At 38.3% G+C, this 14,089-nt stretch carries 14 protein-coding genes; 9 read left to right on the forward strand and 5 right to left on the reverse strand.

Annotated features, from left to right (window positions below; all coding sequences use genetic code 11):
• On the forward strand, positions 1–1,753 hold a 1,753-nt coding region (locus PVK70_RS17905), incomplete at its 5' end, for an LTA synthase family protein (protein WP_274441694.1).
• Between the two features lie 44 nt (positions 1,754–1,797).
• On the opposite strand, the gene coaD is transcribed toward PVK70_RS17905, so the two are convergent.
• From coaD to PVK70_RS17925, 4 genes are read right to left on the reverse strand one after another with little or no spacing between them, the layout of a single operon-like run.
• Positions 1,798–2,286 carry a pantetheine-phosphate adenylyltransferase gene (coaD, locus tag PVK70_RS17910; RefSeq protein ID WP_130049354.1) on the reverse strand — a complete coding sequence of 163 codons (489 nt, stop codon included), beginning with the start codon at positions 2,284–2,286 and terminating at the stop codon, positions 1,798–1,800.
• A complete protein-coding gene (locus PVK70_RS17915; RefSeq protein WP_130049365.1) occupies positions 2,279–3,307 on the reverse strand; it encodes a glycosyltransferase family 4 protein in 1,029 nt (342 codons plus the stop codon). Before PVK70_RS17915 ends, coaD begins: the two co-directional genes overlap by 8 nt.
• Positions 3,308–3,309: 2 nt before the next feature.
• A complete protein-coding gene (locus tag PVK70_RS17920) occupies positions 3,310–4,092 on the reverse strand; it encodes a glycosyltransferase family 2 protein (protein WP_130049355.1) in 783 nt (260 codons plus the stop codon).
• Positions 4,092–5,162, reverse strand: a complete 1,071-nt coding sequence (locus PVK70_RS17925) for a glycosyltransferase family 9 protein (protein WP_130049356.1) — start codon at positions 5,160–5,162, stop codon at positions 4,092–4,094. The genes PVK70_RS17920 and PVK70_RS17925 overlap by 1 nt, the downstream gene beginning before the upstream one ends.
• Before the next feature lie 359 nt (positions 5,163–5,521).
• On the opposite strand from PVK70_RS17925, the gene PVK70_RS17930 reads away from it, so the two are divergent.
• Genes PVK70_RS17930 through PVK70_RS17965 form a run of 8 tightly spaced genes read left to right on the forward strand, consistent with a single transcriptional unit; the run spans position 5,522 to position 13,116 of the window.
• A complete protein-coding gene (locus PVK70_RS17930) occupies positions 5,522–6,214 on the forward strand; it encodes a 3-deoxy-D-manno-octulosonic acid kinase (RefSeq protein WP_130049357.1) in 693 nt (230 codons plus the stop codon).
• A 16-nt stretch (positions 6,215–6,230) separates the two neighbouring features.
• Positions 6,231–7,325 carry a dTDP-glucose 4,6-dehydratase gene (gene rffG / locus PVK70_RS17935; RefSeq protein WP_130049358.1) on the forward strand — a complete coding sequence of 365 codons (1,095 nt, stop codon included), beginning with the start codon at positions 6,231–6,233 and terminating at the stop codon, positions 7,323–7,325.
• On the forward strand, positions 7,325–8,218 hold the full coding sequence (rfbA, locus tag PVK70_RS17940) for a glucose-1-phosphate thymidylyltransferase RfbA (protein WP_130049359.1): 894 nt from the start codon (positions 7,325–7,327) through the stop codon (positions 8,216–8,218). Before rffG ends, rfbA begins: the two co-directional genes overlap by 1 nt.
• The gene (gene rfbD, locus PVK70_RS17945) at positions 8,218–9,099 is read left to right on the forward strand and encodes a dTDP-4-dehydrorhamnose reductase (protein ID WP_130049360.1); all 882 of its coding nucleotides are present in this window, start codon (positions 8,218–8,220) and stop codon (positions 9,097–9,099) included. Before rfbA ends, rfbD begins: the two co-directional genes overlap by 1 nt.
• Before the next feature lie 4 nt (positions 9,100–9,103).
• Positions 9,104–9,649, forward strand: a complete 546-nt coding sequence (rfbC, locus tag PVK70_RS17950; protein WP_130049361.1) for a dTDP-4-dehydrorhamnose 3,5-epimerase — start codon at positions 9,104–9,106, stop codon at positions 9,647–9,649.
• An 11-nt stretch (positions 9,650–9,660) separates the two neighbouring features.
• On the forward strand, positions 9,661–10,500 hold the full coding sequence (locus PVK70_RS17955) for a glycosyltransferase (protein ID WP_130066648.1): 840 nt from the start codon (positions 9,661–9,663) through the stop codon (positions 10,498–10,500).
• A gap of 22 nt (positions 10,501–10,522) precedes the next feature.
• On the forward strand, positions 10,523–12,370 hold the full coding sequence (locus PVK70_RS17960) for a DUF3413 domain-containing protein (RefSeq protein WP_130049363.1): 1,848 nt from the start codon (positions 10,523–10,525) through the stop codon (positions 12,368–12,370).
• 29 nt (positions 12,371–12,399) lie between these two features.
• Positions 12,400–13,116 (forward strand): acyltransferase, encoded by a 717-nt coding sequence (locus PVK70_RS17965; RefSeq protein ID WP_242504825.1) that lies wholly within the window; start codon positions 12,400–12,402, stop codon positions 13,114–13,116.
• A gap of 19 nt (positions 13,117–13,135) precedes the next feature.
• Here the strand turns inward: PVK70_RS17965 and PVK70_RS17970 are convergent.
• On the reverse strand, positions 13,136–14,089 hold a 954-nt coding region (locus PVK70_RS17970), incomplete at its 5' end, for an SGNH hydrolase domain-containing protein (RefSeq protein ID WP_274441695.1).

The following is a 14,089-nucleotide window of genomic DNA, read 5'->3' on the forward strand; positions in this document are numbered from 1 at the left end:
CCTGGTTGCCGTGTTTCCTCGTCTTTATCGTACCTTTTCAACCGTGCTCCCGTGGTACGCAGGACTTATCTTTTTTATTGTCACCAGTTTTTCTATTGGTAATTACTATTATTACCTGACTTACGGAAACTATATTGATGTCTTTGTATTTGGATTAGCGGATGATGATACTCAAGCCGTACTAGCCAACGCATGGGCCGATTACCCTATTTTCACCTCGTTTATTAGCAGTGTCGTTGTGGCGTTTGTTTTTGCCATGTTAGTACGTGCAGCGGTGAAAAAAATGCAACAATGGGAGTGGAAACCTCAACATAAAGGCATGACAACGGTGTCTATTATCGTAATGATATTGACGATCTTTTTCTTTGCTAGAGGTACCTTAGGTTCTCACCCATTAAAACGTTATCACGCGCAAGTCTCCGATTATAAAGTGCTGAACAGCATCACTCCAAATGGCATTATTGCGCTTGAATGGGCAAAAAGTGATTATAAAAAACAGAGTCAATTTCACTCAGTCAGCCAATCTAAACTAGAAGCGCAATTTAATACAGTGGTAGGCAATGCTAATGGCCAATTTATCACCCCAAAAAATCCTTATTTAGCGCAAAATAAACCTCATGTCGTGATGGCACTGATGGAAGGCATGGGAACTAATGTTCTTGTTGAAGATAACTATCCTGAAAATGATCTGCTAGGTGAATTACGACCTGCATTTGAATCGGACTTTGTCTTTAAGCGATTTTTAGCTGAAACTTCGGCAACGATCAACTCATTAGTTAATATGCTAGGGCAAAGTAATGTTCCTACTATCAGTCACTCTTCAGCTCAAAAAGTAGAGGTAGCTGCAGCGGCCGCGCGTCCTTATAAAGCCGCAGGATATAAAACGATTTTTATAACCGCAACCAATGGTATGTGGCGTAATGTAGCAAACTACTTACCCGCACAAGGTTTTGATGAGATCTTAGATGAAAATGCCATATTAAAAGCCTTTCCTGAAGCGGAAGCGTTTCGTGGTGAGTGGGGGCTTTCAGATGAATATGCCTTCAAACTAGCCGAAAAAGAGCTCAATGAAGCCACGCAACCGCTGATGATTTACATCTTAACGATAACCAATCACACGCCTTATGAAGTGCCAAAAAATTATGACGTAAAGCCACTAAAAGTGAGTGATCAATTAGTAGAGCGCATGCAAAAGGGCGAAGAGGAAGCGATGCGATTGTTGGAAACGTATCAATACGCCAATAACGCACTCGGTGAATTTATTATGGATATAAAAAAGTCACCACTAGGAGACTCAACATTAATAGCGGCAACAGGTGATCATCGTTTAAGAGGGTTTACTATGGCTTATCCTAATGATCTTCCTATTATTCATGCTGTGCCATTTTATCTGTATGTACCTGAAAAAATACAACAGCAAGTGCCATATCTTTATGATGAAAAACGCGTAGGGTCACACAAAGATATCTTCCCAACCTTGTATGCATTCAGCTTGTCAGAAGCGACGTATTACAGCTTAGGTGGAGAGAATATGTTGAGCACAACAGACACAAATCGATTCGGCTATAATCCTGAAATGACGGCGGTAGAGCAGGGAATGTATTTGAATAGCCAGCCTGAAAAACTGTATCCATGGCGTTCAGAATTGGAAATATCTCTTGAGCCAATATCAAACGATAAGCTCAATGTCGGTAAGGACTACCACACATTGCAAACCTTATACATCAATAGCCAAGTAAAAGGCGCTCATTAATGATAATCATGGGCCACTAATGTTGAGTGGCCTTTTTATTGGTATTAAAACGATGACGTTACTTTATCTTTTAATGCTTGATTAACCGCAGAAGGAACAAAGGCTTCCACACTTCCCCCATGCAACGCCACTTCACGAACAATGGTCGAAGAGAGAAAAGCATACTCTTCAGAAGGAGTAAGAAATACACTCTCTAACTCAGGCATTAGCTTACGATACATGCTAGTTAAGCCAAATTCATACTCAAAATCCATCGTGGTTCTTAAGCCTCGAACCAGTAAGTTCGCCTCTTTTTCTTTTGCAAAATCCACCATTAGTCCAGAGAAACCCTCAACAGAAACGTTTGGCAGATCCTGAGTCACGTCTTGCACCAATTGAACGCGCTCATCGAGCGTAAATAAAGTCTTTTTACTCGGACTGGCCGCCACCGCCACAATAATGTGATCAAACATGGCGGCAGAGCGTTTAATTAAATCTAAATGCCCATTAGTGATTGGATCAAAAGTGCCAGGATAAAGCGTTAATTTAGTCATGTTGTAAAGCTCGTTGGTAAACCTTGAAATACAGAGCCGCAGTATGCTCAATCATAAAGGCGGTTAATTTTTCACACCCACCTTCAATTAAGTGTTCTTTTAGCGTGGCGTCATTGGCTATTTTTTCAATGTTTTCGGCCAGTTCTACAGAATTACCCGGCTCGATAAGTAGCCCTGATTTTTCATGTTCGATAATGTCAGGGATCCCGCCTGCGCGCGAACCAATCGCAGGAAGTCCTGTACTCATGCCTTCTAAAATCACAGACCCGAGCCCTTCAGTATAAGAAGGGTGGATCAACAAATCGGCAGCAGCAAACCAGTCACCCATATTATGTTGGCGACCCATAAACGAAATATTAGTTAATTCAGAAGCTTGCTTTTCGAGTTCACCGCGTTGTTTTCCATCTCCCAATAAACAGAGGTGAACACGAGGATCTTTCAGTCGCATTGCGGCGTTAACGGTGACATCAAATCCTTTATGAGGGATCATATTACCGGCTTGTATCACCAAAAATTTACCCTTAAATCGTTCCTTAATATTAGCGACTTCAGAGTGGTTGATCGGATAAGTAACTGGTGAATCAGGAATCGTCACAATATGTTGTTGCGGAAGGCGTTGTCGGACTACCTCAGAAACACGAGTGCTGATCCCAACAATGGCCGCTGCATTTGAATAGGCAAAAGTAGTGAGCCATTTTTTCTTAATAGGATTGTCTAAACGTCGAGTAATGATATAAGGCGTTTGGCTTACTTTATGTTGAAGTGCCGCCCAATAGATAGCATGTCCCTCATGAACATGCAAAACCGCATCTTTTGGAAGAGAAATCGTGTGGCCTAATAGATAATGTCGAATCGTAATGACTTCACAACCTAAATCAGATACCGCATCATAAAAAGGGCTGTTAGTCAGAGCAATGACTGCGATATTTTGCTTCTCTTTTAGATGTTGTTGGATGAGTGCGAGGGTTTGTTGTTCTCCGCCACTGAAACCACGAGCAAGGTTAACATGATAAATTTTCATCATTATTCCTTGTTTGATTTATTGTAATCTCGCAGCCAGAGATCAGCATAACGATTAAATGTCACACTTGCGCTTAATGTGGCAAGTAATAGGCCATGTCTGCCATCCAAAAAACCACGTTTTAAGATATACATACGGATAAAGCAAAAGAAGCCATGAAGAAAAGCACCACTGAGTGAGCCTTTCTTTTTTCCTTCGCGTTGGTCGACCCAAGATTTTATATACATGACATTTTTTGCATTATATTGCTGCAAGGCATCGTATGTGAAATGCAATAAACGGCCAGTTAAAGCGTTGACTTGAATGTGGTTTGGAATAACGACACTTTCATGTACAAGAGAGTCGCTATATTGTGTTTCATTGGTTTTATATAAACGAACAACCCAATCAGGAGACCAACCAGAGTGCTTAATAAATTTTCCAAATGCAGAGCTTGAGCGGTTTATTTTATAGGCGGTGTTTGCTTTGTTTGCTTTCACGGCAGCTAAAATTTCAATTTTTAACTCTGGAGTGACTCTCTCATCGGCATCAAGCCATAATACATAATCAGAGATAACGTGCTGTTGTGCTAATTGACGCTGTTTACCAAACCCTGGCCACTCTTTATTTACAATAAATTTATCAGTAAATTCACGAGCAATGGTTTCAGTCGAATCAGTACTACCTGAGTCCATTATCACAATTTCATCAACCCACCCTGCAACGGTATCAAGACAGGCTTTTAAATGTTTTGCTTCATTTTTAACAATAAGCGCAACCGCTAAGGTTGGAGATGATGTTGTCATTATTTATTCCCTTTTTCAGTACTATTGAAAGTACTTGCTAGTTGCTGAAATGAGTTAGTAATCATATCAAGAGTAATATCTTGCATAATATGATCGCCTTTAACACGCGTACTCCATTTTAACTCTTCAATGGGTTTATTTTGTTGTTGGGTAACATGTTGTTCATACACACTCACCACATAAGGTAAGCTGTTGTATGGACCCGTACGTTTAGGGTTGCTGTGACCATATAACCCAATCACAGGGGTGTCTTGCGTCGTCGCGATGTGTGCGGGCCCTGAATCAGGGGCGATAACCACCGCCGCTTTATTTAATACAGCGGTCAGTTGTTTTAATGATGTTTTACCAATCAAATTAATAAGAGTCGTTTGAGAGAGTGACGCAATGTTCTCCCCCAATAGACGTTCACGATCGCTTGGCGAGCCACATAGCACCACATGATAACCTTGCTCATGTAGCCAGTCAGCCAAGTGAGCGTAGCGCTCGGTTAGCCAGTTACGTTCGTCTTTGCTTGCCGCAGGGGAGATCACCACATACGATGTTTCCGTTGGGATATGCTCATCAACAAACGCCATATCCGCTTCAGATAAAGGGATATTCCATGTTGGTTCAATTTTAGGTACACCAAGATATTCAACAAAAGAGTAGAAGCTATCTAGAACATGTGCTGAAGCCGTATCTTCAATTTTGCGATTGGTAAAAAGCCATTGGCCTTCTTTCGCGCGCTTGCGATTAAAACCGACTTTATATTTAGCTTTTATACCAAGCGTTAAGACACTAGCACGTAGCGCAAGTTGCATATGAACTAACGCATCAAAACGTTGGTTATTCAGTTGTGACCATATTGCTTTCATCCCTTTTAATCCCAGTTTTTTATCAAACGGGATCACCGTAATACCAGGTAAATCATGAATTAATTGCGCTTCTATTTTTCCCACAATCCAAGTGATTTTGGTTGTCGGCCACTCTTTTTGAATTGCTTGAACTGCAGCAATAGCATGGCACACATCACCAATAGCAGATAAGCGTAATATACAGAGTGAGTCAGGGGCAGAAGTGAATAAAGTCATAGAGATGTTTACCCAGAAAGAATGAGGTAGAATTATGCTATTAACGGTGATAAATGTAAAATAGCTGAGTGAGAAAGAGACTAGAAACTATACGCTGCGCTAACTAGAGGCTATAAGATCAGAATTTAGATCGCTGCGCTTGCAGAGTTCAGGGGATTTTGCTTCTAGCTCCTCCCCTTTATAGACATAGCTACTTGGCTATAAATGTTGATATAAGGGGAGGCTGGGAGGGGTTGCTAGTGAATGACTAGAAACTATAAGAATACTTAGCTTTTGCTCTTATAGTTTCTAGAAGCGAAGCGTTCTAGTTAGCGCAGCGTATAGTCTAGTCTCTAATTATTTAATATTGGAGTCTTTGTGTGAAAAAAATTCAAAACAAAAAACAAACCATTTGGTATGACGACTCAATCCTAAGTGGCTCACCAGAACAATGTTGTGATCCTGAATTTTGGCAACAACAAAACAAAATCATCGGTTCAGCTCAAGGCCGTGGTACAACGTGGTTTGTTGCATTAGATAAGATGGATGCAGCATTGCGCCACTATCGCCGTGGTGGTTTATTTGGAAAACTAATCAAAGACCACTACATTTTTACTGGTTGGGAAAAAACACGCAGCTACCAAGAGTTTCAATTATTAAATACCTTAATAAAAGCGGGTGTAAATGTCCCTAAACCTATTGCAGCGAGAGCAACCAAACGAACGTTTTGCTATCAAGCTGATTTATTAAGTCAAAAAATCCCAAATGCACGCGATCTTGTTGCTATCTTGCAAGAAAAGCCATTATCAAAAGAGATGTATCAAAAAATAGGTAATGAAATCCGCAAAATGCATGCGGCACAAGTCAATCATACCGACTTAAATATCCACAATATTTTGATTGATGATAACGATAAAGTTTGGATTATTGATTTTGATAAATGCTATCAGCAGAAAGGCGATGATTGGAAACAAGGTAATTGGGATAGATTAAAACGCTCGTTTGTAAAGGAAGTGAGTAAAAAGAACATTTATTGGGCGAATAAAGAGTGGGCCCATTTATTTGGTCATTAAGAATTAAGGTATAAATATGAAAATATTAGTTACAGGCGGCGCAGGCTTTATCGGTTCAGCAGTGGTTCGTCACATTATCAGTAATACACAAGATAGCGTTATTAACCTAGATAAATTGACCTATGCGGGTAATTTAGAATCACTATCTGATGTTAATTCTCATGAGCGCTATGCGTTTGAACAAGTTGATATTTGTGATAGAGCTGAATTAGACCGAGTATTTTTAGAGCATAAGCCAGATGCGGTAATGCATCTAGCCGCTGAGTCTCATGTTGATCGCTCTATTGATGGTCCCGCTGCTTTTATCGAAACCAATATTGTAGGCACTTATACTTTACTTGAAGCGACACGCTCTTATTGGAACACTTTAGCTGATGATAAAAAGCAAGCCTTTCGTTTCCACCATATTTCAACCGATGAAGTGTATGGTGACTTAGAAGGAACGGATGACTTGTTTACTGAAACAACATCGTATGAACCATCAAGTCCATATTCTGCATCTAAAGCCTCTTCTGACCATTTAGTTCGCGCTTGGCTGCGTACCTATGGGTTACCAACGATGGTAACGAACTGCTCAAATAACTATGGGCCGTACCACTTCCCTGAAAAGCTCATTCCATTGATGATTTTAAATGCGCTCGATGGTAAACCATTACCGGTTTACGGAAATGGTATGCAAATTCGTGATTGGTTGTTTGTGGAAGACCATGCTCGTGCTTTATATAAAGTTGTCACTGAGGGTGTAGTAGGTGAAACCTACAATATTGGTGGTCATAACGAAAAAGCAAACATTGACGTTGTTAAAACTATTTGTTCATTACTTGAAGAGTTAGTTCCTAATAAACCTGAAGGCGTATCCCAATACCTTGATTTAATTACCTATGTAACAGACCGCCCTGGTCACGATGTTCGCTACGCCATTGATGCATCGAAAATTGAGCGTGAGCTAGGCTGGAAACCAGAAGAAACATTTGAATCAGGCATTCGAAAAACCGTTGAATGGTATTTAGATAACAAACAATGGTGGTCTCGTGTGCTAGATGGCTCTTATGCCGGAGAGCGTTTAGGCGTATCTTCAAAGTCTATAGAAATTGAAAAGGCGGCTAAATAATGAAAGGTATTGTACTTGCTGGTGGCTCTGGTACGCGTTTATACCCTTTAACTCGTGGTGTATCTAAACAGCTATTACCAATCTATGATAAGCCAATGGTTTTTTATCCAATATCTACTTTAATGCTTGCGGGTATTAAAGATATTCTAATTATCACAACACCTGAAGATAATGCCGGTTTTAAACGCTTATTGGGCGATGGCTCTGATTTTGGTATTAACCTTGAATATGCCATTCAACCAAGTCCTGATGGGTTAGCGCAAGCGTTTATTATAGGTGAAGAATTCATTGGTGATGATTCAGTATGTTTAGTGCTTGGTGATAACATTTTCTATGGTCAATCATTTAGCCAGCAATTAAGTCGAGCATGTGAGTTGACTTCTCAAGGGTTAGCAACGGTGTTTGGTTATCAAGTAAAAGACCCAGAGCGTTTTGGTGTGGTTGAGTTTGATGAAAAGATGAAAGCGGTCTCGATTGAAGAAAAGCCTGAAACGCCGAAATCAAATTATGCTGTAACGGGCTTGTATTTCTATGACAACAGAGTGGTAGAAATGGCAAAACAAGTCAAACCTTCGCATCGTGGTGAGCTTGAAATTACCACGCTAAATGAAATGTATCTAAATGATGATTCGTTAAATGTTGAATTATTAGGACGTGGTTTTGCATGGTTAGATACAGGCACACATGAGAGCTTGCATGAGGCTTCTTCATTTGTACAAACGATTGAAAATGTACAAGGCCTTAAAGTCGCGTGTTTAGAAGAGATTGCTTGGCGTAATAATTGGTTAAGCAACGAGCAAGTACTAACTCTTGCAAAACCGATGATGAAAAATGAATATGGCCAGTATCTAACGCGTTTAGTGAATGAAAATAAGAAGAAGGTCACGAGCTAATGCGAGTATTGATTACAGGTTGTCACGGACAGGTTGGACATTGTTTAACTCAACAGCTTGCTGGTAATGAAAATACAACCGTATTAGCACTTGATAAAGAGAATCTTGATATTACAAATCAAGAGGCGGTAAATGCCGCCGTGGTTGAATTTCAGCCAAATATCATCATTAATGCAGCAGCTCATACTGCGGTAGATAAAGCGGAAGAGGAAGTTGAACTTTCTTATGCGATTAATCGTGATGGTCCCAATTATTTAGCGCAAGCCGCGCAACGTGCTGGTGCTGCAATCCTGCATATTTCAACGGATTATGTCTTTGAAGGCAACAAAGTGGGCGAGTATCAAGAAACCGATACGACAAACCCACAGGGTGTTTACGGCGAGAGTAAATTAGCGGGTGAAATTGCGGTTGCCAATGCGTGCGATAAACACATTATTCTTCGTACCGCTTGGGTTTTTGGTGAAAATGGTAATAATTTTGTGAAGACCATGCTACGTCTAGGCGCTACACGGAATGAGCTCAGCATCGTAGGAGACCAATTTGGTGGTCCGACATACGCGGGTGATATTGCTCATGTATTAATACAAATAGCAAAGCGAATCACAGATGGTGGTGATGTTGAGTACGGTGTTTATCATTATTCAGGTTTACCTCATGTGAGTTGGTTTGAATTTGCTGAAACTATTTTTGATACAGCGGTTAAACAAACCGTTATTTTAAATAAGCCGAGCTTAACAAGCATTACAACTGACCAATACCCAACACCAGCAAAGCGACCAAGTAATTCTCGATTAAGTACCGATAAAATCACAAAGAGCTTTGCGATTAAGGCGAGTGATTGGACAGCGGCATTAAACAATATCCAAGCATATAAAGGTTAAGATAATGAAAGTAATCGATACTCGAATACCTGATGTGAAAATTATAGAGCCGAGTGTTTTTGGTGATGAGCGTGGTTTCTTTATGGAGACTTGGAATCAAAAGCAATTTGAAGAGTTGGTAACAGGTAAGCCGACTCAATTTGTGCAAGATAATCATTCAAAATCGAAGAAAGGGATTTTGCGTGGATTGCATTACCAAACAGAAAACACTCAGGGGAAATTAGTTCGAGTTGTTTCTGGTGAAGTATTTGATGTTGCGGTAGACATTCGAAAAGGTTCACCGACATTTGGTCAATGGGTAGGTGAGTATTTGTCGGCAGAGAATAAGCGCCAACTTTGGGTACCAGAAGGTTTTGCACATGGTTTTTATGTGACGAGTGAAGAGGCGGAGTTTGTTTATAAATGTACGGATTATTACAATCCTAGCGCTGAGATATCAATAAAATGGGACGATCCTACATTAAATATAGAATGGCCATTAGTTACCTTACCTATATTATCAAAAAAAGATATTGATGGTCATTTACTATCAATATCTTTGTATTTATAAAAGGCTAAAATATGAAACCAAAAGCAACATTGATCATCGCTTTCTATAACAATATAACCTGCTTGAAATTGATTTTTAAAGCATTATCACAACAAAGTGAAATGGATTTTGAAGTCATTATTGCTGATGATGGCTCAAAACAAGAGGCTGTTGATTTTATAACACAAAGTAAAGATATAGTTCCTTTCTCATTAGATCATGTTTGGCATGAAGATAAAGGTTTTAGAAAAAATAGAATTTTAAATCATGCAGTAATTAAATCAAAAAGTGATTATTTAATTATTATTGATGGTGATTGCATACCTCAAAAATATTTTATTGAAGATCATATAATGAATGCCGAACGAGGTAGAAGTCTAACAGGAAGACGGGTTGAGTTGGCTGAAAAATTTAATGATTTAGTTTTATGTAGTGATTACCCAGAAACAGTGTTTGAAGATAACAAATGGTCAATCCTCATGCATTATATATTCACAAGAGGTGATGATAGATTAAAAGGTCGTCACGTTGAGTGTGGCTTAAGATTCCCACAAGCGTGGCAACAATACCTTTTAAACGGAAAAAATCATAAAGCAATTTTAGGATGTAATTTTTCTTTATACAAAGAAGATTTACTTAAAGTGAATGGATTCGATATGAGATATGAAGCTCCTGCAACAGGAGAAGATACAGATGTCGATTACCGTCTTAACCTTGTTGGTGTGACAAATAAATCATTAAGATATTTAGGTAATCAGATCCATATGTATCATCCATTATTAACTCGTGATACGCCTAATCATCTGATTTTTGAAGACGTGGTAAAAAAACAGGCTTTTTGGGCTGAAGACGGTATCAGTAAGCTTCTTTAGTAACAGATTTATAAAGAGAGTAATGACAGTGAAAACGCTAAAACAAAAACTTCATAGCCATGGTTGGCTTATTTTAATCAACAGTTTAATAGCCATGGCCATAGCAATGCGGTATTTTGCTTTTTTGCCTGAGATCCCAACGGATGCATTAGGCTTTAGTTTCCTCATCTCAGCTACATTTAGCCAAATGGTTCTACTAGCGGGGTTAGTCGGTCTTGTTGCTTTACCTGCTATTTTTATACGTAATGCCAAATTACGTAATAGTATCCAAGCATTAGTCGCCTCTATTAGTATTGCTACTTTATTTATTGACACCTTAGTGTTTGCTCAATACCGATTCCATATTAATGCTGTAGTGCTTGAGTTAGTGTTCTCGGGCCAAGTGGTGAGCTTCCCGTTAATCACTTGGATCACCGTCATCGGTGGGGTACTCGCATTAGTAATCAGTCAATATATATTGATTTCATGGTTGGAAAAGCCAGCGGCAGTGACACAGTATAAATTAGGCCGTAAATTTGCCCTTATTACGTTCTTTGCGCTATTAGCTACGCACGGTATACATATTTGGGCAGCAGCTAATGCATATCAACCAGTGACAACAGTAAAGCGTTACTTACCGGTATTTTATCCAGCAACCTCAACAAGTATGATGAAAAAATACGGTTGGATTAATGAAGAAGCTATTGCTCAGCAAAAAGCGATGAAACTTAATCGTAAGAGTGATTTAAATTATCCGTTAGCACCATTACAGAAAGAAGCGGTTAAGAAGCCACTTAACATCATGATCTTAGCGGTAGATTCATGGCGAGCAGATACCTTTAATGCTGAAAATACCCCAAACATGTGGGAATACGCACAAGAAGGCGTGATCTTTAATAATCATATTGCAACGGGTAATGCGACACGTACTGGTATCTTCGGTCTATTTTATGGTATCCCTGGTACATATTGGCATGGGTTTCTAGCAAATCAAAAATCACCAGTGTTGATTGATAGACTGCAAGAGCTGAATTATGACATGGGGATTTTTACTGCGGCTCAACTAGAGAAGCCGGAGTTTAATCAAACGGTATTCAAAAATATCCCTGATCTACGCATTAAATCAGAAGGTAACTCGCCATCAGCGCTAGATAAAGACTTAACTAAAGATTGGTTAGCGTGGTACAGCAAGCGTGATACCTCAAAACCTGCGTTTTCATTCTTATTTTACGATGCGCCACATGGCTATGATTTCCCGAAAGATTACCCACATCGTTATGAGCCAATGCTAGATAATATTAACTATTTAGAATTAAATAATGACAGTGATCCAACGTTGTTCTTTAATCGCTATAAAACCAGTGTTCACTTTGTTGATAGCGTAGCAAAACAAGTACTCGATAAGCTAAAAGAGACCGGTGATTTAGACAATACCTTGGTGATCATTACCGGAGATCACGGTCAAGAGATGAATGATAACCGTCTGAATTTCTGGGGACACAATGGCAACTTTACCAATGCCCAAGTGCAGGTGCCGTTTGCAATATTTGGCCCGAAAATCAATAAAGAAGCCATGGCGTGGGGAGCTGATGAGTTAACCAGCCATCAAGATGTGGTACCTACCTTGATGAAAAACTACTTGGGTGTGACAAGTGATATTAAAGATTATTCAGTAGGGGAAGATTTACTCGGTAAGCCCGTGGATAGAGAGTGGATCATGTCATCTAACTACAGTGGCTACGCTATTATTGATAATGACTCGATCTTAGAAGTGCATGCAACGGGTCAATACCAACTATTAGATAAAACTAACCGTCCATTAAAAGATGGTGAATTAAATTATCAACACCTTCAAGAAGCGTTAGAGCAGATTAGTCGATTTAGTAAATAAAAGTAATTTTTCTAATAAAAAGCTATGTAATGTATAGCTTTTTATTATTGATTGAAGAGAAAATTATGAATGTAAAAAAGATCACACGTATCTATCATTTTATACGTTGTATACCAAAAACAATATTATTTAACTTTAACTACTTCCCTTTTAAGCAAGCGATAAAAATCCCAGTAATTATCAGTCATCGCACAGCATTTATATCTCTAAAGGGTAAGGTCAGCATACCTAAAGATGCCAAATCAGCTAAAATAAAACTGGGTTTTGGAAGGGTGCAAATCGCAGATAATAAATATTCTCGATTTATTTGGAATGTAGAAAAATCAGGTGTTATCACATTTGGTAAAAATGTACGGATAGGGACTGGATCGCGTTTAGATGTTTCTGGAAATCTAGAATTGAAAAATAATTGTAATTTTTCAGGTGAATCTACAATTATTTGTAAAAAGGAAATTGTATTTGGTGAATCGTGCCTAGTCTCTTGGCAAACATTATTTATGGATAGCGACTTACATAAAATTACAGGTTTAGAGGGAATACAAACCAATCCAAATAAAGCAATTATAGTAGGCGATAATGTTTGGATTGGTGCAAGATCTTCCGTAATGAAAGGAGTTAAAATAGGAGGGAACTCTGTAATTGCAAACAGCACTGTAGTTGTAAAATCATTTAATGGAAATAGTGTTGTTGGTGGAAATCCAGCTCGTTTAATTACTAGTTTTGAAGGAAAGGAATTCCACCATTAAATAGTTGTTTAATTTAGTATCATTTTCTTAGAGCATCTTTAAACATCGGTAATAATAAATCTGCACCAAATAGACTTAAATGGTCGTCATCGAGATAAACAGAAGTACCATCATTTATTATTGGGCAGTTTATTTCATTACAAAGATAAGGTTCTGGGTTTAATATGTTCACACCACAGTCATCTAGCTTTTTAAATAGTAATTCATTGAGTTTGTTTCGTTTTTTATAGTGCTCTAAAGAAATAGAAATATCGTTATTTTTATTTAATAGTAATGATTTAATTTGATAATTAGGGACATTTACAGTTTGTTCCGGTGTCGGCTTTGTAGCAAATATTTTATAATTATCAACTAAACTACAAAGGGTATTAGTAAATACATCTTCGCTGCTTATAAGAGATGAAGATACGTTATATCTGATATCCTTTTTAGTATCTTCACCTTCATTGTTATTGTATCCTTGAAAGTAAATGTTTGTTCTTTGTATAAATATTACAGTGCTACCAATATTTTTTGGTAATATAGTGTTATATGCAATATTAATTGCGCTGTTACAACCAGTAAGGTCTCTCTGGGTACTTCCTAAATTAGGAGAAAATAAACATGCAGATGATCCTATATAAATTAAACTTTTATCTTTAGGGATAGATTCTAAAACAGTATGTATTTGTGAGTTAGCATGGCTATCGCCTAATAGAATATAATCGGCATACCCATCATTGGTGACATTGTTTTTATTAATAAATTTACATCCAAGAGTATCACTCTCTTCACAGTGAATTGAAATATACTTATTATCATTATATATACGTTGTATATCATTAGAATAATGAGGCAATAGTCCATTGGTTTTATGAATAAAGCCACCTAAACCTCCTATTATTATAATAAGAAATATTGGATTAGTGATAAATGTTTTTTGTTTTCTTGTCTCAATAAATCGATAGCTAAGATAACCAAGAAGAAAAGATAG

Source organism: Aliivibrio sp. A6 (assembly GCF_028765505.1).
In the GTDB taxonomy this organism is placed as follows: Bacteria; Pseudomonadota; Gammaproteobacteria; order Enterobacterales; family Vibrionaceae; genus Aliivibrio; species Aliivibrio finisterrensis_A.

Bases quoted from the DNA above. Each gene is read 5' to 3' on its own strand.
- coaD (WP_130049354.1), bottom strand. From the start codon at position 2,286: ATGACTAAATTAACGCTTTATCCTGGCACTTTTGATCCAATCACTAAT.
- PVK70_RS17915 (WP_130049365.1), bottom strand. From the start codon at position 3,307: ATGAAAATTTATCATGTTAACCTTGCTCGTGGTTTCAGTGGCGGAGAA.
- PVK70_RS17920 (WP_130049355.1), bottom strand. From the start codon at position 4,092: ATGACAACATCATCTCCAACCTTAGCGGTTGCGCTTATTGTTAAAAAT.
- PVK70_RS17925 (WP_130049356.1), bottom strand. From the start codon at position 5,162: ATGACTTTATTCACTTCTGCCCCTGACTCACTCTGTATATTACGCTTA.
- rffG (WP_130049358.1), top strand. From the start codon at position 6,231: ATGAAAATATTAGTTACAGGCGGCGCAGGCTTTATCGGTTCAGCAGTG.
- rfbA (WP_130049359.1), top strand. From the start codon at position 7,325: ATGAAAGGTATTGTACTTGCTGGTGGCTCTGGTACGCGTTTATACCCT.
- rfbD (WP_130049360.1), top strand. From the start codon at position 8,218: ATGCGAGTATTGATTACAGGTTGTCACGGACAGGTTGGACATTGTTTA.
- rfbC (WP_130049361.1), top strand. From the start codon at position 9,104: ATGAAAGTAATCGATACTCGAATACCTGATGTGAAAATTATAGAGCCG.
- PVK70_RS17955 (WP_130066648.1), top strand. From the start codon at position 9,661: ATGAAACCAAAAGCAACATTGATCATCGCTTTCTATAACAATATAACC.
- PVK70_RS17960 (WP_130049363.1), top strand. From the start codon at position 10,523: ATGACAGTGAAAACGCTAAAACAAAAACTTCATAGCCATGGTTGGCTT.
- PVK70_RS17965 (WP_242504825.1), top strand. From the start codon at position 12,400: ATGTATAGCTTTTTATTATTGATTGAAGAGAAAATTATGAATGTAAAA.